22 protein-coding genes and 1 tRNA gene are annotated in these 20976 nt (G+C 63.5%); 1 reads left to right on the top strand and 22 read right to left on the bottom strand.

Going from position 1 to position 20976, the window contains the following annotated elements; all coding sequences use genetic code 11:
• The 22 genes from ACM14_RS19750 to rpsO form a co-directional block, all read right to left on the bottom strand.
• Nucleotides 1–212: DUF1178 family protein (locus ACM14_RS19750; RefSeq protein WP_139093471.1), on the bottom strand; the 212-nt coding region annotated here is incomplete at its 3' end.
• Nucleotides 213–250: 38 nt separating this feature from the next.
• Nucleotides 251–556: a DUF2818 family protein gene (locus ACM14_RS19745; protein ID WP_012206965.1), complete on the bottom strand. Its 306-nt coding sequence runs from the start codon at nucleotides 554–556 to the stop codon at nucleotides 251–253.
• A 55-nt stretch (nucleotides 557–611) separates the two neighbouring features.
• Nucleotides 612–2105 (bottom strand): NADH-quinone oxidoreductase subunit NuoN, encoded by a 1494-nt coding sequence (gene nuoN / locus ACM14_RS19740; protein WP_012206966.1) that lies wholly within the window; start codon nucleotides 2103–2105, stop codon nucleotides 612–614.
• 24 nt (nucleotides 2106–2129) lie between these two features.
• Nucleotides 2130–3605, bottom strand: coding sequence for an NADH-quinone oxidoreductase subunit M (locus ACM14_RS19735; RefSeq protein WP_012206967.1), 1476 nt, complete (start codon nucleotides 3603–3605; stop codon nucleotides 2130–2132).
• Nucleotides 3606–3621: 16 nt separating this feature from the next.
• A complete protein-coding gene (gene nuoL, locus ACM14_RS19730) occupies nucleotides 3622–5661 on the bottom strand; it encodes an NADH-quinone oxidoreductase subunit L (protein WP_013801065.1) in 2040 nt (679 codons plus the stop codon).
• A 29-nt stretch (nucleotides 5662–5690) separates the two neighbouring features.
• The gene (gene nuoK / locus ACM14_RS19725) at nucleotides 5691–5999 is read right to left on the bottom strand and encodes an NADH-quinone oxidoreductase subunit NuoK (RefSeq protein ID WP_012206969.1); all 309 of its coding nucleotides are present in this window, start codon (nucleotides 5997–5999) and stop codon (nucleotides 5691–5693) included.
• On the bottom strand, nucleotides 5996–6664 hold the full coding sequence (locus tag ACM14_RS19720; protein ID WP_012206970.1) for an NADH-quinone oxidoreductase subunit J: 669 nt from the start codon (nucleotides 6662–6664) through the stop codon (nucleotides 5996–5998). The genes nuoK and ACM14_RS19720 overlap by 4 nt, the downstream gene beginning before the upstream one ends.
• A 34-nt stretch (nucleotides 6665–6698) precedes the next feature.
• Nucleotides 6699–7208, bottom strand: coding sequence for an NADH-quinone oxidoreductase subunit NuoI (nuoI, locus tag ACM14_RS19715; RefSeq protein WP_012206971.1), 510 nt, complete (start codon nucleotides 7206–7208; stop codon nucleotides 6699–6701).
• Nucleotides 7209–7219: 11 nt separating this feature from the next.
• On the bottom strand, nucleotides 7220–8296 hold the full coding sequence (nuoH, locus tag ACM14_RS19710) for an NADH-quinone oxidoreductase subunit NuoH (protein WP_013801064.1): 1077 nt from the start codon (nucleotides 8294–8296) through the stop codon (nucleotides 7220–7222).
• Nucleotides 8293–10416 (bottom strand): NADH-quinone oxidoreductase subunit NuoG, encoded by a 2124-nt coding sequence (gene nuoG, locus ACM14_RS19705; protein WP_013801063.1) that lies wholly within the window; start codon nucleotides 10414–10416, stop codon nucleotides 8293–8295. Before nuoG ends, nuoH begins: the two co-directional genes overlap by 4 nt.
• Before the next feature lie 15 nt (nucleotides 10417–10431).
• Nucleotides 10432–11790, bottom strand: coding sequence for an NADH-quinone oxidoreductase subunit NuoF (gene nuoF / locus ACM14_RS19700; protein WP_034396578.1), 1359 nt, complete (start codon nucleotides 11788–11790; stop codon nucleotides 10432–10434).
• Complete coding sequence (gene nuoE, locus ACM14_RS19695) at nucleotides 11787–12278, bottom strand: NADH-quinone oxidoreductase subunit NuoE (protein WP_012206975.1); 492 nt, start codon at nucleotides 12276–12278, stop codon at nucleotides 11787–11789. Before nuoE ends, nuoF begins: the two co-directional genes overlap by 4 nt.
• The gene (locus ACM14_RS19690; protein ID WP_013801061.1) at nucleotides 12275–13528 is read right to left on the bottom strand and encodes an NADH-quinone oxidoreductase subunit D; all 1254 of its coding nucleotides are present in this window, start codon (nucleotides 13526–13528) and stop codon (nucleotides 12275–12277) included. The genes nuoE and ACM14_RS19690 overlap by 4 nt, the downstream gene beginning before the upstream one ends.
• A 32-nt stretch (nucleotides 13529–13560) precedes the next feature.
• On the bottom strand, nucleotides 13561–14169 hold the full coding sequence (locus tag ACM14_RS19685; RefSeq protein ID WP_043783660.1) for an NADH-quinone oxidoreductase subunit C: 609 nt from the start codon (nucleotides 14167–14169) through the stop codon (nucleotides 13561–13563).
• A 10-nt stretch (nucleotides 14170–14179) separates the two neighbouring features.
• A complete protein-coding gene (locus tag ACM14_RS19680; RefSeq protein WP_012206978.1) occupies nucleotides 14180–14659 on the bottom strand; it encodes an NADH-quinone oxidoreductase subunit B family protein in 480 nt (159 codons plus the stop codon).
• 23 nt (nucleotides 14660–14682) lie between these two features.
• A complete protein-coding gene (locus ACM14_RS19675; protein ID WP_012206979.1) occupies nucleotides 14683–15042 on the bottom strand; it encodes an NADH-quinone oxidoreductase subunit A in 360 nt (119 codons plus the stop codon).
• 73 nt (nucleotides 15043–15115) lie between these two features.
• Nucleotides 15116–15200, bottom strand: a tRNA-Leu gene (locus tag ACM14_RS19670).
• A 117-nt stretch (nucleotides 15201–15317) separates the two neighbouring features.
• A complete protein-coding gene (gene secG / locus ACM14_RS19665) occupies nucleotides 15318–15710 on the bottom strand; it encodes a preprotein translocase subunit SecG (RefSeq protein WP_012206980.1) in 393 nt (130 codons plus the stop codon).
• Between the two features lie 58 nt (nucleotides 15711–15768).
• Nucleotides 15769–16515 carry a triose-phosphate isomerase gene (gene tpiA, locus ACM14_RS19660; RefSeq protein ID WP_065347083.1) on the bottom strand — a complete coding sequence of 249 codons (747 nt, stop codon included), beginning with the start codon at nucleotides 16513–16515 and terminating at the stop codon, nucleotides 15769–15771.
• A 2-nt stretch (nucleotides 16516–16517) separates the two neighbouring features.
• The gene (locus ACM14_RS19655; RefSeq protein WP_012206982.1) at nucleotides 16518–17519 is read right to left on the bottom strand and encodes an NAD(P)H-quinone oxidoreductase; all 1002 of its coding nucleotides are present in this window, start codon (nucleotides 17517–17519) and stop codon (nucleotides 16518–16520) included.
• Between the two features lie 120 nt (nucleotides 17520–17639).
• Nucleotides 17640–19901 carry a polyribonucleotide nucleotidyltransferase gene (gene pnp, locus ACM14_RS19650; RefSeq protein WP_013801059.1) on the bottom strand — a complete coding sequence of 754 codons (2262 nt, stop codon included), beginning with the start codon at nucleotides 19899–19901 and terminating at the stop codon, nucleotides 17640–17642.
• A 207-nt stretch (nucleotides 19902–20108) separates the two neighbouring features.
• Nucleotides 20109–20375, bottom strand: a complete 267-nt coding sequence (rpsO, locus tag ACM14_RS19645; protein WP_012206984.1) for a 30S ribosomal protein S15 — start codon at nucleotides 20373–20375, stop codon at nucleotides 20109–20111.
• 239 nt (nucleotides 20376–20614) lie between these two features.
• On the opposite strand from rpsO, the gene ACM14_RS32755 reads away from it, so the two are divergent.
• Nucleotides 20615–20929, top strand: a complete 315-nt coding sequence (locus ACM14_RS32755; RefSeq protein WP_082848287.1) for a hypothetical protein — start codon at nucleotides 20615–20617, stop codon at nucleotides 20927–20929.
• The last annotated feature ends 47 nt before the right edge of the window (nucleotides 20930–20976 follow it).

The raw sequence follows: 20976 nt of genomic DNA, 5'->3' as shown, positions 1-20976 counted from the left end.
GCAGCAGGCTCAGCCGCCGCAGCCGGGGGCGTGGCTGCGGGCTTGGCGCCAAGATTGATGCGGGGGGCGCTCAGTCGCTTGGTGATGTCGCTGTGGCCGCAGACGGGGCACAGCACCAGCTGGCGCTGCAGCTGGCCCTGGAAATCATCTTCCGAGGCGAACCAGCCCTCGAACAGATGGCCGTGCGGGCAATGCAGGTCGAGCACTTTCATCACGCACCCCCACCCATGAGACAACCGGCACCGCAGCCTCAGCCGCGGCGGTGAATCAGGAAACGATAGACGAAACCGGGGAAGGCCAGCGTCAGGAACAACGCTCCCGTGACGGCATAGAACTCCCAGCCCTGGGGCGCGATCTGCCCCACGCGGCGCTCCAGCAGCAGCGCCACGCCGCCGACGATGAAGTACAGCAGCACCATCTCCAGCAGGCACATGGCCAGCGGCTTGCGCTGGGCGCGCAGCGGCCCCAGCTGCAGCCAGCGGGCATTGAAGAAAGGCAAATTGGCTGCCACAAGGGCAGCCAATATCACGAGCCAGATCGAAGCGGTTTGCGACAAGCCGATGTCCTCACCGCGGAGCCCTGCGTGCAGGGCCCCGCATCGGGAAAGTGGATCAGGAAGCCAGGGCGCGCACGACGGCGTCGGCGCACAGGGCCATCAGGCCACCCGGCAGAAGGCCCAGCCCCAGCACCAGGGCGCCGTTGAGGGTCAGCACCACGCGCACGTCCAGCGAAGCGGAAACGCTGGTGGCGGTGATGGGTTCGTCAAAGTACATGACCTTGACGACGCGCAGGTAGTAGAAGGCGCCGATCAGCGACATGACCACGGCAAACACGGCCAGCGCGATGTACAGGCTGTGGCCCGATGCCACGAGCGCCTGCAGCACCGACAGCTTGGCGTAGAAGCCCACCAGGGGGGGGATACCGGCCATGGAGAACAGGCAGATCGCCATCACGCCGGCATACAGCGGGCTGCGCTGGTTGAGGCCGGCAAAGTCGGCGACCTCTTCACTCTCGAAGCCTTCGCGGGCCAGCAGCTGGATCACGCCGAAGGCGGCCAGCGTGGTCAGCACGTAGGTCACCACGTAGAACATGGCCGAGCTGTAGGCGTTCTCGATGGTGGCCGGATCGACCTTGCCATCCACCACACCCGACATCAGGCCCAGCAGCACGAAGCCCATCTGCGAGATGGTCGAGTAGGCCAGCATGCGCTTGAGGTTGGTCTGCTGCAGGCCGGCCAGGTTGCCGACCAGCAGCGAGGCGATGGCAAGCACCGCCAGCATCTGCTGCCAGTCGATGGCCAGCGGCAGCAGGCCGTCCACCAGCAGGCGGATGACGATGGCGAAGGCGGCCAGCTTGGGCGCGCCACCGATCATGGTGGTGATGGCCGTGGGAGCGCCCTGGTAGACGTCGGGAACCCACATGTGGAAGGGAACCACGCCCAGCTTGAAGGCCAGGCCGGAGACCACGAAGACCAGGCCGAACACCAGCACCTGGTGCTTGATCTCGCCCGAGTTGATGGCCTTGAAGACCTGGCCGATGTCCAGCGAGCCGGTCGCACCGTAGAGCATGGACATGCCGTACAGCAGGAAGCCGCTGGCCATGGCGCCGAGCACGAAGTACTTCATCGCGGCCTCGACCGACGCCGTGTGGTCGCGGCGCAGGGCCACCAGGGCGTAGCTGGACAGCGTCAGCAGCTCCAGGCCCAGGTAGATGACCAGGAAGTTGTTGCCCGAGATCATGATGAACATGCCCAGCAGCGCGAGCATGGCCAGCGTGAACAGCTCGCCGCCGCGCAGCATGTCGCGGTCGGCGGCGTAGGGGCGGCCGTAGACCAGGGTGACCATCATGGCCACGGTGGCGAAGCACTTGAGCCAGTTGCCCATGGCGTCGGAGACCACCATGTTGCCCCAGCCATAGAACGTGTTGCCACTGGAGGCGTACATGCCTTGCAGCACGGCCACCACGCCCAGGGTCAGCAGCGTCAGAACATAGGTGCCCGTGCGGCGCGGGCTTTTGACGCCCAGGTCCACCAGGGCGATCACGCAGGCCATGACCAGGAGAAGGATCTCCGGATAGATGGCCAGCCAGCTGATGTTGTCAATCATCTCGATTCTCTCGTTTCAGTCTGGTCACTGCAGCTTGCTCATGGCCACATGCTTGAGCAGCTCGGCCACGGACACATCCATCACGTCAGTGAAGGGCTTGGGATACAGACCCATGTACAGCACGGCGATGGCCAGCAGACCCAGCACCAGGAACTCGCGGTTGCCGATGTCGGTCAGGCCGCGCACATTGTCGTTGGTGACCGGACCCAGGTAGACGCGCTTGTACATCCACAGGGTGTAGGCGGCGCCAAAGATCAGCGCCGTGGCAGCGCCCAGGCCGATCCAGAAGTTGTACTGGACGGCACCCAGGATCACCATCCACTCGCCCACGAAGCCGGCCGTTGCGGGCAGGCCGCAGTTGGCCATGGCGAACAGCAGTGCGAAGGCCGCGAACTTGGGCATGGTGTTGACCACGCCGCCGTAGGAGGCGATTTCACGCGAGTGCACGCGGTCATAGAGCACGCCGATGCACAGGAACATCGCGCCCGACACGAAGCCGTGGGCAATCATCTGCACGATGCCGCCGGCAACGCCCAGCGGGTTGAAGATGAAGAAGCCCAGGGTCACGAAGCCCATGTGGGCCACGGACGAGTAGGCCACCAGCTTCTTCATGTCCTTTTGCACCAGGGCGACCACGCCCACGTAGATCACGGCGACCAGCGACAGCGCGATGACCAGCCAGGCCCACTTGTGCGATGCATCAGGGGCGATGGGCATGGAAAAGCGCAGGAAACCGTAGGCACCGAGCTTGAGCATGATGGCGGCCAGCACGGCGGAACCGCCGGTGGGCGCTTCCACGTGCACGTCGGGCAGCCAGGTGTGCACCGGCCACATCGGCACCTTCACGGCGAAGGCCGCGAAGAAGGCGAAGAAGATCAGCGTCTGGGCCGTCATGGACAGCGGCAGCTTGTGCCAGTCGAGGATCTCGAAGCTGCCACCGGACTGGGTGTACAGATAGATGATCGCGATCAGGGTCAGCAGCGAACCCATCAGCGTGTACAGGAAGAACTTGAAGGCCGCGTAGATGCGGTTGGGTCCGCCCCAGATACCGATGATCAGGTACATCGGGATCAGCGTGGCTTCGAAGAACACGTAGAACAGCAGGCCGTCCAGTGCGCTGAACACGCCGACCATCAGGCCGGACAGGATCAGGAACGCGCCCATGTACTGGTTCACGCGCTCGGTGATGTTCTCCCACGACGCGATCACGACGATCACGGTGATGAAGGCCGTCAGCGGCACGAACCAGAACGAGATGCCATCCACGCCCAGGTGGTAGTAGATGTTGAAGCGCTCGATCCACAGCGCCTTCTCCACGAACTGCATCGCAGCCGTGCTGTTGTCGAACTGCTGGATCAGCGGCAGCGTGACCGCCAGGCCGGCCAGGGCGCCGACCAGGGCCAGCCAGCGCACTGCCTTGACCTGATCCTCGCGGCCCAGGGCCAGCAGGAGGGCGCCGAATGCGATCGGCACCCAGATTGAAAGACTCAACCAATGCATTTTTGTTCTTCCTCTACTACTTGTTGAGCCACACGAAATACGTCATGAGAGCGAACACGCCCAGCAGCATGACCAACGCGTAGTGATAGAGATAGCCCGACTGCAGCTTGCGCACCCACTGGCCGATGCGGCCGATGAGCTTCCACGAACCGTTGACGATGGCGCCATCGATGATGGCCTGGTCGCCGACCTTCCAGAAGAAGCTGCCGAAGGCGCGAGCACCACGGGCGAAGATGTTTTCGTAGACCCAGTCCACGCCGTACTTGCCTTCCAGTGCCTGGTAGACACCGATCTTCTGCATGGCCGACTTGATGGCCGCAGGGACTTCGGGCTTGACCATGTAGAACAGGTAGGAGACGACGACGCCTGCCAGTGCCAGCCAGAACGGCGCGGCCGTGAAGCCGTGCAGTGCCATGGGCACCCAGCCGTGGATCTTCTCGGCCAGTTCGGCCATGGCGCCGTGCTTTGCGCCATCGACGTGGATCACGCCCTTGAAGAAGTCACCGAACAGCATGGGCATCAGCGCGATGGCACCGATCACCACCGAGGGGATGGCCAGCAGCATCAGCGGACCGGTCACGACCAGGGGCGACTCGTGCGGCTTGGCATCGTGGCCATGGCCGTGGTGGTCGTCATGGGCATGATGGTCATCGTGGTGCGCGTCCGGGTTCTGGTCGTAGCGCTCCTTGCCGTGGAAGACGATGAAGTACAGGCGGAAGGAGTAGAAGGCCGTGATGAACACGCCGGCCAGCACCGCGAAGTTCGCGAAGCCTGCGCCCGGCAGGTTCGTGGCGTGCACGGCTTCGATGATGGCGTCCTTCGAGTAGAAGCCCGAGAAGAACGGCGTACCGATCAGCGCCAGGTTGCCCAGCAGGAAGGTGATCCAGGTGATGGGCATGTACTTGCGCACGCCGCCCATCCAACGGATGTCCTGGTTGTGGTGCATGCCCATGATCACCGAGCCGGCGCCAAGGAACAGCAGGGCCTTGAAGAAGGCGTGGGTCATCAGGTGGAACACGGCCACCGAGTAGGCGGAGGCACCCAGGGCCACGGTCATGTAGCCCAGCTGCGACAGCGTGGAGTACGCGATCACGCGCTTGATGTCGTTCTGGATGATGCCCAGCACGCCCATGAACAGCGCCGTGATGGAGCCGATCACCAGGATGAAGCTCAGTGCCGTGTCCGACAGCTCGTACAGCGGCGACATGCGCGAGACCATGAAGATGCCGGCCGTCACCATGGTGGCGGCGTGGATCAGTGCCGAGATGGGGGTCGGGCCTTCCATCGAATCGGGCAGCCAGGCGTGCAGCGGGAACTGTGCCGACTTGCCCATGGCGCCGATGAACAGGCAGATGGCCGTCACCGTCACCAGCAGCCAGCCGGTGCCCGGCAGCAGGGTGTTCTGGATCTCGGGCAGCTTGGCGAAGATTTCGCCGTAGTTCATGGTGCCGGTGTAGGCAGCGATCAGGCCGATGCCCAGGATGAAGCCGAAGTCACCCACACGGTTGACCAGGAAGGCCTTCATGTTGGCGAAGATGGCCGTGGGCTTGTTGTAGTAGAAGCCGATCAGCAGGTAGGACACCAGGCCCACGGCTTCCCAGCCGAAGAACAGCTGCAGCAGGTTGTTGCTCATGACGAGCATCAACATGGAGAACGTGAACAGCGAGATGTAGGAGAAGAAACGGTTGTAGCCGTCATCTTCTTGCATGTAGCCGATGGTGTAGATGTGCACCATCAGCGACACGAAGGTCACCACGCACATCATCATGGCCGTGATGCTGTCGATCAGGAAACCGACCTCCATCTTCAGGCCGCCGATTTCCATCCAGGTGTAGATGGACTGGTCGAAACGCGCGCCGTCGAAGATCACGCTGTTGAACGTGATGGCCGACAGGATGAAGGCGATCAGCACGCCCGCAATGGTGAGGGTATGGCTGCCGCCGCGACCGATCTTGTTGCCGCCGAAGGCCGTGCCCCAGATGCCCGCGAGCACGGAGCCCGCCAGCGGTGCCAGCGGCACCGCCAGGAGCATGGATGCAGAGAGTGTTTGACTCATTCTTAAGAACCTTGCAAGTTACGGCGGACTCAACCCTTGAGGGAGTTGAGATCTTCCGCATTGATGCTGGTCTTGTTGCGGAACAGAAGCACCAGGATCGCCAGACCGATGGCCGACTCGGCGGCTGCCACTGTCAGGATGAAGAACACGAACACCTGGCCGTGCATGTCACCCAGATAGCTGGAGAACGCCACGAAGTTGGTGTTGACGGCCAGGAGCATCAGCTCGATGGCCATCAGCAGCACGATCAGGTTCTTGCGGTTCAGAAAAATGCCAACGACGGAGAGCGCGAACAGCATGGCGCCCAGCGTCAAATAATGGCCCAAAGTCAACGTCATGCTTTTGTCTCCACGGCGGGGGTTGCCTCGGCGGCCGGTGCCTGCGGCGCCTGGGTGACCGGCACCTTGACCAGCTCGAGGCGATCCTTTGCGCGCACGCGGATCTGCTGGGCCGGGTTCACTGCCTTGCTGTCCTTGCGCTTGCGCAGGGTCAGGGCGATGGCGGCAATCATGGCCACCAGCAGGATCACGGCAGCGATCTCGACGGGGTACAGGTATTCGGTGTACAGCAGCTTGCCCAGGGCCTGGGTGTTGGAGTACTGCACGGTCTGGCCGGCAGCGTTGACCGTGGCCGCAATGGCCTTGGGCTCCTCGACGCCGCTGAAGCCGCCCATCAGCACCATGCCCATTTCAAAGGCAATCAGTGCGCCGATCAGGGCAGCGAAGGGGAAATGCTTCCAGAACCCCTGGCGCACGGCGTCGATGCGGATGTCCAGCATCATCACCACGAACAGGAACAGCACCATCACGGCGCCCAGGTAGACCAGCACCAGGGTCACGCCCAGGAACTCGGCCTTGAGCAGAAGCCAGATGCCGGCAGCCTGCGAGAAGGCCAGGATCAGGTTGAGCACGGCATGCACGGGGTTGCGTGCCGTGACGACCCGGAAGGCTGCAAACAGCAGCACGACCGAGAACAGATAGAAGAAACCAGTTTTGGCGTCCATGGATCGAATCTTTTCAAGTGATCAAGGAGCCGCTTCAGCGGTACTTGGCGTCCGCAGCCTTGGCGGCGGCAATCTCGGGTTCGTAGCGATCGCCAACGGCCAGCAGCATGTCCTTGGTGAAGTACAGGTCGCCGCGCTTTTCTCCGTGGTATTCGAAGATATGCGTCTCGACGATCGAGTCCACCGGGCAGCTTTCCTCGCAGAAGCCGCAGAAGATGCACTTGGTCAGGTCGATGTCGTAGCGCGTGGTGCGGCGCGAGCCGTCGTCACGCACATCGGACTCGATGGTGATGGCCATGGCCGGGCACACCGCCTCGCACAGCTTGCAGGCAATGCAGCGCTCTTCGCCGTTGTCATAACGGCGCAGGGCGTGCAGTCCGCGAAAACGCGGCGACAGGGGTGTCTTTTCCTCGGGGAACTGCACCGTGACCTTGCGGCGGAAGGTGTAGCGGCCAGTCAGGGCCATGCCCTTGGCCAGTTCCCAGAGCATGAAGCTCTTGAGGAAATCTTTGATCGAAAATGGGGTAGCAGCAACCGCAGACATTCTTGCTCCGCTCAGTTCCAGATGTTCCAAGGCGAGTGCATCCAGCCACCCACGACGACCAGCCACACCAGGGTGACGGGAATGAAGATCTTCCAGCCCAGACGCATGATCTGGTCATAGCGAAAGCGCGGGAAGGTGGCACGGATCCAGATGAACATGGACACGACCAGGAAAGTCTTCGCCGCCAGCCAGATCCATCCGGGGATGAACGACAGGAAGTCGAACGGAGGCAGCCAGCCGCCCAGGAACATCACCACGGCCAGAATGGACACCAGCCACATGCTGGCGTATTCGGCCAGGAAGAAGATGGCAAAGCCCATGCCCGAGTACTCGACCATGTGGCCGGCCACGATTTCGGCTTCGCCTTCGACCACGTCGAAGGGGTGGCGGTTGGTCTCGGCCACGGCCGAGATCAGGTACACCACGAAGATCGGCAGCAGCGGCAGCCAGTTCCACGACAGGACGCTGACACCCATGCTGGCGAATTGGCCCTGGCCCTGGCTCAGCACGATCTGCGTCAGATTCATGCTGCCCGTGACCATGATCACCACCAGGAAGCAGAAGCCCAGCGCGATTTCATAGCTGACCATCTGTGCCGAGGCACGCAGCGCGCCCAGGAAGGCGTACTTGGAGTTGGAGGCCCAGCCCGCAATGATCACGCCATAGACTTCGATGGACGTGATGGCCATGATCAGCAGCAGGCCGGCATTGACGTTGGCCAGGGCCACGTCGGGACCGAAGGGGATCGCCACCCATGCCGCCAGGGCGGGCATGATGGCCATCACCGGGCCCACGTAGAACAGGCCCTTGGCAGCAGCCGTGGGCTGGATCAGTTCCTTGGTCAGCAGCTTCAGGCCGTCGGCCAGAGGCTGCAGCAGACCGAAGGGACCCACGCGGTTGGGACCCATGCGAACCTGCATGAAGCCCAGCAGCTTGCGCTCCCACAGCGTCAGGTAGGCCACGGCGCCCATCAGCGGGGCGACGATGGCAACGATGCCCAGCAGGATCCAGAGCACGGGCCAAGCCACGTCGGTCCACCAGGGTGCGGCGATCAGGCCGGCACCGGCCGTCTTGAGTGCGTCTATCATGCGGCGCCTCCCTCACGAGCCTGACGTGCATCTGCCGTCAGTTGCAGCGATGTCGCGCGGCGCACGATGCTGTCGAGCTGATAAATGCTGGCCACCACGGGCGCGGCATGGCCGGCACCGTTGGCGATGGAATTCACGGCAGGAGCACCGTTGCCCAGCAGGTTGGCCGGCACGCTGGTGGCAGCGGCCGTGGCGGCTGCGAGCACGTCCTGCGACGTCTCGTAGTCCACGCCCTGCACGCCCAGCAGGTTGGCCAGCACGCGCAGCACCTTCCAGCCCGGACGGGCTTCGGCCAGCGGCTTGACCACGGCGTGGAAGCTCTGCAGGCGGCCTTCGGCGTTGACGAAGCTGCCCGAGGTTTCCGTGAACGGGGCGATGGGCAGCAGCACGTCGCTGAATTCCATGTTGGCCTTGAAGGGGCTCAGGGTCACGACCATCTCGGCCTTGCCCAGTGCCTCTGCGGCGCGGGCGCCGGCAGCGGAGTCGAACACGGGTTCGTTGTTCAGCAGCAGCACGGCCTTGAGGCCGCCGGCCAGCATCTGGCCTGCGTTCAGGCCCGAAGCGGCAGGCTGTGCGCCCACCCACTGTGCGCCCACCGTGTTGGCGGCTTCGGTCAGGTAGCCGACCGAGGCGCCGGTCTGCTCGGCAATCCAGTTGGCCAGCGACAGCAGGGTCGATGCCTGTGCGTGGTGCGCAGCGGCATTGCCCAGCAAGATGGCCTTGCGCTCGCCGCGCAGCAGCGCGGCGGCGATGGCCTGGGCCTCGGCATGCACGTCGGCGGCGGCCACGGGAGCGGCAACGCCCTTTTCCTGCGCCACGGCGGCGGCCACATCGGCCAGCGCCTGGGCCCAGTCCGGGGCGGCCACGATGGACGCCGTCACCGGCATGGCCCAGTCGTAGACACGCTCATTGATGGCGAGCACGGCGCAGCCCTGCTTGGCCGCCTGGCGGATGCGCTGCGCGAACAGCGGATGGTCCTTGCGCAGGTTGGAGCCCAGCACCAGGACGCCTTGCAGCTTGGACAGCGACGCGATGGGCGTGCCCAGCCACTGCACGCCCTGGGCGGCGGTGAACTCGGCATTGCGCAGGCGGTAGTCGATGTTTTCGCTACCCAGGCCGCGCACCAGCTTGCCGGCCAGGTACAGCTCTTCCAGCGTGCTGTGCGGGCTGACCAGCGAACCGATGGCGGAGGCGCCATGGTCGTTCTTGATCTGGCGCAGGCCGTTGGCCACGTATTCGAGGGCGGTCTGCCAATCGACTTCCTTCCACTCGCCGCCTTGCTTGAGCATGGGGCGGGTCAGGCGCTCGTCGCTGTTCAGGGCTTCGTAGGAGAAGCGATCGCGGTCGGCGATCCAGCACTCGTTGACCTCTTCGTTCTCGAAGGGCACGACGCGCAGAACCTTGTGGTTCTTGACCTGGACGATGAGGTTGGCACCCGTGGAATCATGGGGCGAGACCGACTTGCGGCGCGACAGCTCCCAGGTGCGGGCGCTGTAGCGGAAGGGCTTGCTGGTCAACGCGCCCACGGGGCAGATGTCGATCATGTTGCCCGACAGCTCGGAGTCCACCGTATCGCCCACCACCGTGGTGATCTCGGAGTGCTCGCCGCGGTTGATCATGCCCAGCTCCATCACGCCGGACACTTCCTGTCCGAAGCGCACGCAGCGGGTGCAGTGGATGCAGCGGCTCATCTCCTGCATGGAGATCAGCGGGCCCACGTCCTTGTGGAAGACCACGCGCTTTTCTTCCTCGTAGCGCGAGGCGGAGCTGCCGTAGCCCACGGCCAGATCCTGCAGCTGGCATTCGCCGCCCTGGTCGCAGATCGGGCAGTCCAGCGGGTGATTGATGAGCAGGAACTCCATCACCGACTGCTGTGCCTTGATCGCCTTCTCGCTCTTGGTGCGCACGATCATGCCCTGCGTCACGGGCGTGGCGCAGGCGGGCATGGGCTTGGGGGCTTTTTCCACATCCACCAGGCACATGCGGCAGTTGGCGGCGATGGAAAGTTTCTTGTGATAGCAGAAATGCGGGATGTAGGTGCCTGCCTTCTCGGCTGCATGCATGACCATGCAGCCTTCGGCGACCTCCACCTTTTTTCCGTCCAGTTCAATTTCAACCATATGCTTTTCTCGCGATCAGGCGGCGTGGACCGTCTGCTTGGAAGCGTTCTGGATCTTCGCTTCAAACTCGTGGCGGAAGTGCTTGATCATGGCGCGCACAGGCATCGCTGCCGCATCGCCCAGCGCACAGATCGTGCGCCCCATGATGTTCACGGACACCGAGTCCAACAGCTCGATGTCTTCAGGACGGCCTTCGCCGTGCTCGATTCGGTTGACCACGCGCCACAGCCAGCCCGTGCCTTCGCGGCAAGGGGTGCACTGGCCGCAGGACTCGTGCTGGTAGAAGTAGGACAGGCGCAGCAGGCTCTCGACCATGTCGCGCGAGTCGTCCATCACGATCACGGCGCCCGAGCCCAGCATGGAGCCGGCCTTGGCGATGGAATCGTAGTCCATCGTGCATTCCATGATGATGTCAGCCGGCAGCACGGGCGAGGACGATCCACCGGGGATCACCGCCTTGAGCTTGCGGCCCGTGCGCACGCCGCCGGCCAGCTCCAGCAGCTTGCTGAAGGGCGTGCCCAGCGGCACTTCGTAGTTGCCGGGCAGGTTCACGTCACCGCTGACCGAGAAGATCTTGGTGCCGCCGTTGTTGGGCTTGCCGCACTCCAGGTACGCAGCGCCGCCGTTGCGGATGATCCAGGGAACGGCCGCAAAGGTTTCGGTGTTGTTGATCGTGGTCGGCTTGCCGTACAGGCCGAAGCTGGCCGGGAACGGCGGCTTGAAGCGCGGCTGGCCCTTCTTGCCTTCCAGCGACTCCAGCAGCGCCGTCTCTTCGCCGCAGATGTAGGCGCCGAAGCCATGGTGCGCGTGCAGCTGGAAGCTGAAGCTGCTGCCCATGATGTTGTCACCCAGGTAGCCGGCAGCGCGGGCTTCCTCCAGCGCGGCCTCGAAGCGCTCATAGGCTTCGAAGATTTCGCCGTGGATGTAGTTGTAGCCCAGGGAGATGCCCATCGCGTAGGCGGCGATGATCATGCCCTCGATCACGATGTGCGGGTTGTGCACCAGGATGTCGCGGTCCTTGCAGGTGCCCGGCTCGCCTTCGTCCGAGTTGCAGACCAGGTGCTTCTGGCCAGGGAACTGGCGGGGCATGAAGCTCCACTTCAGGCCCGTGGGGAAACCTGCGCCGCCGCGGCCGCGCAGGCCCGATTCCTTGACGGTGGCGATCACCTGGTCCTGGGTCAGGCCTTCGCTGCCATCCTTGCCCAGGATCTTGCGCAGCGCCTGATAGCCGCCGCGTGCCTCGTAGTCCTTGATGGACCAGTTGGCGCCGGTCAGGTCGGCGTAGATCTGCGGATTGATGTGGCGGTCGTGAAAGCAGGTTTCGCTGCCCGAAGAGGCAAACTTGGCCAGGACCGATTGTGCGGCGGCGTTCATGCCTTGCCCTCCGCGGCGCGCAGGCCGTCGATCAATTCGTCGAGCTTCTCGTTGCTCATGAAGCTGCACATGCAGCGGTCGTTCACCAGCATCACCGGCGAATCCGCGCAGGCGCCCAGGCACTCGGACTGCTGCAGCGTGAACATGCCGTCAGGCGTGGTCTCGCCCATCTTGATGCCCAGGCGGGATTCCAGATGGTGCAGCGCCTTGTAGCCGTCGCGCAGCTGGCAAGGCAGGTTGGTGCAGACGTTCAGCTTGTACGTGCCCGTGGGGCGCTGGTTGTACATGTTGTAGAACGTGGTGACTTCATGCACCGCGATCTCGGCCATGCCCAGGAACTCGGCAATCACGGCCTCGCTCTCGGCGCTGACCCAGCCCTGCTCCTGCTGCACGATGGACAGGCAGGCCATCACGGCAGACTGCTTCTGGTCGGCCGGGTACTTGGCCACCTCGCGCGCAAAGCGCTCCTTGGTCGCTTCGGTAATCATCGGTCAACGTCTCCAAACACGATGTCCAGGGTACTCAGCACCATCACGGCGTCGGCCAGCATGTGGCCTCGGCACATTTCGTCCATGGCGGACAGATTGGCGAATCCCGGCGGACGGATCTTCAGGCGGTAGGGCTTGTTGGCCCCATCGCTCACGATGTAGATGCCGAACTCCCCCTTGGGGTGTTCGATGGCCGCGTAAGCCTCGCCTTCGGGCACGCGGAAACCTTCGGTGAAGAGCTTGAAGTGGTGGATCAGCTCTTCCATGTTGGACTTCATGCCTTCGCGCGGCGGCGGGGCAATCTTGTGGTTGTCCACGATCACCGGGCCCGGGTTGGCACGCAGCCAGTCCACGCACTGCTTGATGATGCGGTTGGACTGGCGCATTTCGGCCACGCGCACCAGGTAGCGGTCGTAGCAGTCGCCGGTCTTGCCCACGGGCACGTCGAAGTCCATGCGGTCATAGACCTCATAGGGTTGCGACTTGCGCATGTCCCAGGCCACGCCGGAGGCACGCAGCATCGGGCCGGTCAGGCCCAGGTTCATGGCACGCTCGGCCGTCACCACGCCGATGTCCACGTTGCGCTGCTTCCAGATGCGGTTGTCGGTCAGCAGGGTCTCGTACTCGTCCGCGCACTTGGGGAAGCGCTGCGTGAAGTCGTCGATGAAGTCCAGCAACGAGCCGTGGCGGTTGCGGTTCATGATCTCGACCGAGCGCGCATTGCGCACCTTGCTGGCCTTGTACTGCGGCATGGTGTCGGGCAGGTCGCGGTAGACGCCGCCCGGACGGAAATAGGCCGCGTGCATGCGCGCGCCCGAAACCGCCTCGTACATGTCCATGAGGTCTTCGCGCTCACGGAAGGTGTAGATCAGCGTCGTGGAGCTGCCCGCATCGTTGCCACTGGAGCCCAGCCACATCAGGTGATTCATGATGCGGGTGATCTCCGAATACATCACGCGGATGTACTGGGCGCGGATGGGCACCTCGATGCCCAGCAGCTTCTCGATGGCCAGGCAGTAGGCGTGCTCGTTGCACATCATGGACACGTAGTCCAGCCGGTCCATATAGGGCAGCGACTGGATGTAGGTCTTGCTCTCTGCCAGTTTTTCTGTCGCACGGTGCAGCAGACCGATGTGCGGGTCTGCGCGCTGCACCACTTCACCGTCGAGCTCCAGCACCAGGCGCAGCACGCCGTGCGCTGCCGGGTGCTGCGGACCAAAGTTCAGGGAATAGTTCTTGATTTCAGCCATGGTCGTCCATCAAAAAGGCGCCTGGAGCGCCTTCAGTGCAGGCCCCCGTAGTTGTCTTCGCGGATGATCCGCGGCGTGATCTCGCGGGGCTCGATGGTGACCGGCTGGTACACCACGCGCTGTTGCTCGGGGTCATAGCGCATTTCCACATGGCCCGACAGCGGGAAGTCCTTGCGGAAGGGATGGCCGATGAAGCCGTAGTCGGTCAGGATGCGGCGCAGGTCGTCATGGCCGTCGAAGACGATGCCGAACAGGTCGAACGCCTCGCGCTCGAACCAGTTCGCACCTGCCCAGACGGAAGTGACGGAAGCCACCACCGGGAAATCGTCGTCGGTGCAAAAGACACGAACGCGCAGGCGCTGGTTCAGGCTGATCGACAGCAGGTGGGATACCACGGCAAAGCGCGGGCCTTCACGCCCGACTTCTGCATAGGTGGAGTAGTCCACGCCGCACAGGTCCACCAGGACCTCGAACCGGCAATCCGGGGCGGTGTGCAGAACCTGCATGGCCTCCAGATACTGGGCGGCGGACACTTCGACCGTCACCTCGCCCAGGGCCACGGTCACGCTGCGCGCCTTGTCGCCCAAGGCAGCAGCCACCACATCCCGAAGCACTTCGGGGTGAATCGCAATAGCAGTCATCATCTAGCCCTTAGACGCGAGCGATGGTATGGGTGCGGCGGATCTTCTGCTGCAGCTGGATGATGCCGTAGATCAGGGCTTCCGCCGTGGGGGGGCAGCCAGGCACATAGACATCGACCGGCACGATGCGGTCACAGCCGCGCACCACGGAATAGCTGTAGTGGTAGTAGCCGCCGCCGTTGGCGCACGAGCCCATGGAGATGACCCAGCGGGGCTCGGACATCTGGTCATAGACCTTGCGCATGGCGGGCGCCATCTTGTTGCACAGGGTGCCGGCCACAATCATCAGGTCCGACTGCCGCGGGCTGGCACGGAAGACTTCCGAGCCAAAGCGACCGATGTCGTAACGCGCCGCCGCAGCGTGCATCATCTCCACCGCGCAGCAGGCCAGACCAAATGTCATGGGCCACAGCGAGCCCGTCTTGGCCCAGTTCACCACAGAGTCGTAACTCGTGGTGATGAAGCCTTCTTTCATCACGCCTTCGATCATCGTGTTTCCTTAGTGAACCCGCTTCAGTCCCAGTCCAACGCACCCTTCTTCCATTCGTAGACAAAGCCCACGACGAGAACGGTCAGGAAAATAAGGACAGCGGCGAAACCAGCCCCACCCACGTCCCGAAGCGCAACGGCCCAGGGCAGCAGAAAGGCGATTTCCAAATCAAACAGGATGAACAGGATGGCGACGAGGTAGTAGCGCACATCGAACTTCATGCGCGCGTCTTCGAAGGCCTCGAAGCCACATTCATAGGGGGAGTTCTTGGCGGCATCGGGTCGGTTCGGACCCAGCACATACCCCAGTACCAGGGGGACTACGCCGACACCCATGCCGACGAGAATGAACAAAAGAACGGGAAGATACTGGTCGATGTTCATCGTGTGCGGCTACCTTGAAAGGCATGCCCGCACCGATCAGCCTGATCAGCAGGGCAGGCTCTTAGTTATATCTTGGTGCCGTCGGCGAGACTCGAACTCGCACAGCTTTCGCCACTACCCCCTCAAGATAGCGTGTCTACCAATTTCACCACGACGGCAAGTCTTGATTTCGGCTGGCTCTTTATCTCCGTTGCAAAGATTCCGCCTACCGAACAATCTCTAGATTCTACTCTGAAAAACCCTCGGACCCGGAGGACCGAGGACTTTGTTCGAAATTATTTCGTGGGGATCTGGGCAGCGCCTTCAGCACCGGCAGCAGGCGCCTGGCCTGCAGCAGGAGCAGGCACTTCGCCAGCAGCGCCAGAGGCCGCAGGAGCCGGCGCCGTGATGGGTGCGGCACCTTCCAGCACGCTGCCCGAGCTGACGGGACGCGCATTGCTCAGATAGGCCAGCGCCAGCGTGGCCACGAAGAACACTGTGGCCAGGCCTGCCGTGGAGCGCGACAGGAAGTTGGCGCTGCCCGAGGCACCGAACAGGCTGCCGGAGCTGCCGCTGCCGAACGAGGCGCCCATGTCGGCACCCTTGCCGTGTTGAATCAGGATCAGGCCGATCATGCCGAGAGCCGACAGCATCTGAACGGCGAGGATCACGCTTGCGAATGCATTCATTGGTTGTACCTGCTAGTAACGCGAGAGCTAAAAAAGCGAATGGAAAAACCGCCCCGGCTTACTGGGCCGCAGCGATGATGGTCAGGAAATCGGCCGCCTTGAGCGACGCTCCGCCCACCAGGCCACCGTCAATGTCGGCCTGGGCCAGCAGCTGGGCTGCATTGGAGGCATTCATGCTGCCGCCGTACAGCAAGGCGATGCGATCGGCCTGCTGGCTGGCAGCCGCCAGCTGGGCGCGCAGCACGGCATGCACCTGCTGGGCCTGCTCCGGCGTGGCGGTCCTGCCGGTGCCAATGGCCCAGACGGGCTCATAGGCCACGACCAGCTCATTGATGCACTGGCCCACCTGGTGGATTACGGCCGCCAGTTGGCGCTTGACCACTTCTTCGGTCTGCCCCGCCTCGCGCTCCGCCAGCGTTTCACCCACACAGACGATGGGCGTGACGCCCTTGGCCAGCGCAGCCTGCGCCTTCAGCGCCACCACGGCATCGGTTTCGCCATGGTATTGGCGACGCTCCGAGTGCCCCACCAGCGTATAGCGCACGCCAAAATCCCGAAGCATTGCCGCCGACAGCTCGCCCGTATAGGCACCCGATTCATGCTGCGACACGTCCTGCGCGGCCACGCCGATGGCCGAGCCTTCAAGCTCGGCCTGGGCCTGGGCCAGATAGACGGCAGGCACGGCCACAGCCACGCCCGCATTACCCCCCTTGGGCAGACCCTCCTTGAGGGCCTTGAGCAAAACGGCATTGGCAGCCAGGCTGCCATTCATCTTCCAGTTGCCGACGATGAGTTTCTTCTTCATGGTTACCACGTCAAAACGATTTTGCCGGTGTGCTGACTCGACTCCATCAGCGCGTGCGCCTTGTCGGCATCAGCGGCAGCAAAGGTGCTATGGATCACAGGACGAATGCCGCCTGCCTCGATGAGCGGCCAGACCTCGCGGCGCAGGGCCTGGGCGATGGCTGCCTTGAAAGCCACAGGCCGCGGACGCAGTGTGGAGCCCGTCACCAGCAGACGGCGACGCAGGACCAGGCCCGCGTCGAACTCCGCCTTGATGCCACCCTGCACAGCAATAATGACCAGACGGCCATCCTCTGCCAGGCTTTGCACTTCGCGTGCCACATAGCCACCCGCCACCATGTCAAGGATCACGTCCACGCCCCTGCCTTCGGTGATGCGCTGCACCTCCGCGGCAAAGTCCTGGGTACGGTAGTTGATGGCATGGTCGGCCCCCAGCTTGAGGCAGTCGGCACACTTGGCGTCGGAGCCAGCGGTCACGATGACCGTGGCGCCGCGCGCCTTGGCCAACTGGATGGCCGTCACACCGATGCCGCTGCTGCCGCCCTGCACCAGCAGGGTTTCGCCCGCCTGCAAGGCACCGCGGTCGAACACATTGCTCCAGACGGTGAAGAAGGTCTCGGGCAATGCCGAAGCCTCCACCTCGCTGAGCCCTGCCGGGATGGGCAGGCACTGGGCCACGGGCGCAACGCAGTACTCCGCATAGCCACCGCCGGCCAGCAGCGCGCACACTCGGTCTCCCACGCGCAGGCCTGCCAGCCGCATGGCCTCGTCGTCGCCCGACACGATCACCCCGGCCACTTCCAGCCCGGGCAGGTCGGAGGCACCAGGCGGCGGAGCGTAGTGCCCCTTGCGCTGCAACACATCAGGGCGATTGACACCACTGGCCGACACCTGGATCAGCAACTCCTGCGCACCCGCAACGGGCAGCGGACGCTCGCCCAGGCGCAATACCTCGGGAGCACCAAAGTCCGTGAGTTCCACGGCACGCATGATTTGCTTTTCCATCTTTCGACCTCGCAATCCCTGTCAAAAATGCCACAAGCGCTGAACAGGTCAGCGCTTTTTGCCAGTCACCACATGCACCTGCAAGGCTACCCCCCTTTTGGGGAATGGCCTTGCCGGGCATTACTGCTGCTGTTGCTGTTGCTGCTCGCCCTCGGCAGCCGGACGGCCGCCGTCACGGGGCTCGCGGGGTTCACGCGGCTCGCGGAACTCGCGCTGCTGGCGGGGCTCACGCGGCTGGCGGAACTCACGCTCGGCAGGCGCGGGGCGCTCGCTGCGCTCCATGCCGGCAGGGCGCTCGGTCAGCGCCTTCAGCGACAGCTTGACACGACCCTTTTCGTCGGTCTCCATGACCTTGACCTTGATGATCTGGCCTTCCTGCAGGTAGTCGGCGACGCGCTCCACGCGCTCGTGGGCAATCTGGCTGATGTGCAGCAGACCGTCCTTGCCGGGCAGCAGGTTCACGAGAGCACCGAAGTCCAGGATCTTGGTGACCGGGCCTTCGTAGATCTTGCCGATTTCGACTTCGGCCGTGATCTCTTCGATGCGGCGCTTGGCTTCGTCAGCCTTGGCGGCATCGCTGGAAGCGATGGTGATGGTGCCGTCTTCGCCGATGTCGATCTGCGTGCCGGTCTCTTCGGTCAGCGCACGGATGGTGGAGCCGCCCTTGCCGATCACGTCACGGATCTTCTCGGGGTTGATCTTCATCGTGTACAGCTTGGGAGCGAAGGACGAGATCTCGGCCTTGGCTTCGCCCATGGCTTCCTGCATCTTGCCCAGGATGTGCATGCGCGCTTCCTTGGCCTGGGCCAGGGCGACCTGCATGATTTCCTTGGTGATGCCCTGGATCTTGATGTCCATCTGCAGCGCAGTGATGCCGCTGGTGGTGCCGGCCACCTTGAAGTCCATGTCGCCCAGGTGATCTTCATCGCCCAGGATGTCGGTCAGCACGGCGAAGCGGTTGTCTTCCTTGATCAGGCCCATGGCGATGCCGGCCACGTGGGCCTTCATCGGAACGCCTGCATCCATCATCGACAGGCAGCCGCCGCAGACCGAAGCCATGGACGAGGAGCCGTTGGACTCGGTGATTTCCGACACCACGCGGATGGTGTAGGGAAATTCTTCCTTGCTGGGCAGGCAGGCCGCCAGGGCGCGCTTGGCCAGACGGCCGTGGCCGATTTCGCGGCGCTTGGTCGAGCCCATGCGGCCCACTTCGCCGGTGGCAAAGGGAGGCATGTTGTAGTGGAACAGGAAGCGGTCCTCGAACTCGCCAGCCAGCGCGTCGATGCGTTGTGCATCGCGCTCGGTGCCCAGCGTGGACACGACCAGGGCCTGCGTCTCGCCGCGCGTGAACAGGGCCGAGCCGTGCGTGCGGGGCAGCACGGAGTTGCGGATTTCGATGGGGCGCACGGTGCGCGTGTCACGGCCGTCGATGCGCGGCTCGCCGGCCAGGATCTGGCTGCGAACGATGCGTGCCTCGATGTCGAACAGCATGCCTTCGACCTTGACGCCGTCGAACTCCACGCCCTGGGCCGTCAGGCCGGCCTTCACGGCGGCGTAGGCTTCGCGGCAGGCTTGCGTGCGGCTTTGCTTGTTGCGGATCTGGTAGGCCGTGCGCAGGGCTTCGTCGCCCAGTGCCGCCACCTTGGCGATCAGCTCTTCATCCTTGGCGGGAGCGACCCAGTCCCAGACGGGCTTGCCGGCTTCGCGCACCAGCTCGTGGATGGCTTCGATGGCGATGCGGCCTTGCTCGTGGCCAAAGACCACGGCGCCCAGCATCACGTCTTCAGGCAGTTGCTGCGCCTCGGACTCCACCATCAGCACGGCGGCTTCGGTACCGGCCACGACCAGATCCATCTGCGAATCCTTGCGCTGGGTCTGACCGGGGTTGAGCACGTACTCGCCATTGATGTAACCCACGCGGGCAGCACCGATGGGGCCATTGAAGGGAATGCCCGACACGGACAGGGCAGCCGAGGTGGCGATCAGGGCGGCGATGTCGGCATCGACTTCAGGGTTCAGCGACACGGTGTGGATGACCACGTGCACGTCGTTGTAGAAACCTTCGGGGAACAGCGGGCGGATCGGGCGGTCGATCAGGCGGCTGGTCAGGGTTTCGAGTTCGCTGGGCTTGGCTTCGCGCTTGAAGAAGCTGCCGGGGATCTTGCCTGCGGCGTAGGTCTTCTCGATGTAATCGACGGTCAGCGGGAAGAAGTCCTGGCCGGACTTGGCCTGCTTGGACGCCACCACGGTGGCAAGCACCACGGTGTCATCGATGTTGACCAGCACGGCGCCGGAAGCCTGGCGGGCGATCTCGCCGGTTTCCATGGTGACCGTGTGCTGGCCCCACTGGAAGGTCTTGGTGACTTTGTTGAAGATGGACATTGTTGCTCCTTTGGAATGGGTGGACCGATGCACTCATCGGGCCATGATGGAGAGCAATTCAGAACACGATGCCATTCCAGTGCTGGATTCACTGCTATCAAATCAGCAGCATTGGAATGACACAGCTTCGCTCTGTCTTGCATTCTCCGAAGTAAAAAACGCCTGAGCTAGACAGGCTAACTCAGGCGTTTTGATCTCCCACCGTGCTTACTTGCGCAGGCCCAGCTTGGCGATCAGTGCGGTGTAGCGATCAGCGTCCTTGGACTTGAGGTAGTCCAGCAGCTTGCGACGACGGCTCACCATGCGCAGCAGGCCGCGACGACCGTGGTGGTCCTTGGCGTGTTGCTTGAAGTGAGGGGTCAGCTCGTTGATGCGTGCGGTCAGCAGAGCCACTTGCACTTCTGGGCTGCCAGTATCGTTGGCAGAGCGTGCGTTGGACTTGACGACTTCAGCCTTCACGGAAGATGCGATCATTTTTTTTCCTTTGAAATTGGCCCCTCACAGACAAAAGCAGGGAGGCAGCCTTGGTTACTTGCGCCGGGACTGGAAAGGCCCCGACGTGCGTCTTGCACCATGCAAAACCCTGGGATTATAACAAGCGCGCCCTGTCCAGCATCCACACATGCTTTGTGGCCCCACACCGCGCCGGCCGACAGCCCGCCCAGAATGCCGCGAAACCTGCAGACATTCATAGATCACGGGAGGGCAACACCATGGCGACGCGTTTTTCATTCACTGCTGCAACCTGGCGCGCACATCGGCAGCAATGCACCCTGCTGTGCCTGGTCGCGGCCCTATGCCTGGCCCTGCCGGCCCAGGCGAGCCCTCACCGCTCCGACACATCGGCCGCGCAAGGCGCCAAGCGCAAAAAAGGCGGACAGCGGGTCCGTGTTCCAACCCAGCGCAGCAGTTCCGAGGAATCGCCCGAACAACGCGACAGGCGGCTGTACCGCGAATGCCAGGGCCGGCACAACGCCGGGGCATGCGCCGGATATACCCGGCCGCCACCCGGCAGACAGCAGCGCTGAGGGTTCTCCAAACAAAAACAGTCCTACCCCGGAGTCCGATAGCGGCA

It is taken from the genome of Delftia sp. JD2 (assembly GCF_001682645.1).
In the GTDB taxonomy this organism is placed as follows: Bacteria; Pseudomonadota; Gammaproteobacteria; order Burkholderiales; family Burkholderiaceae_C; genus Comamonas; species Comamonas acidovorans.
Note: the sequence above shows the minus strand (reverse complement) of the source record. Positions and strands in the feature narration are given on the sequence as shown.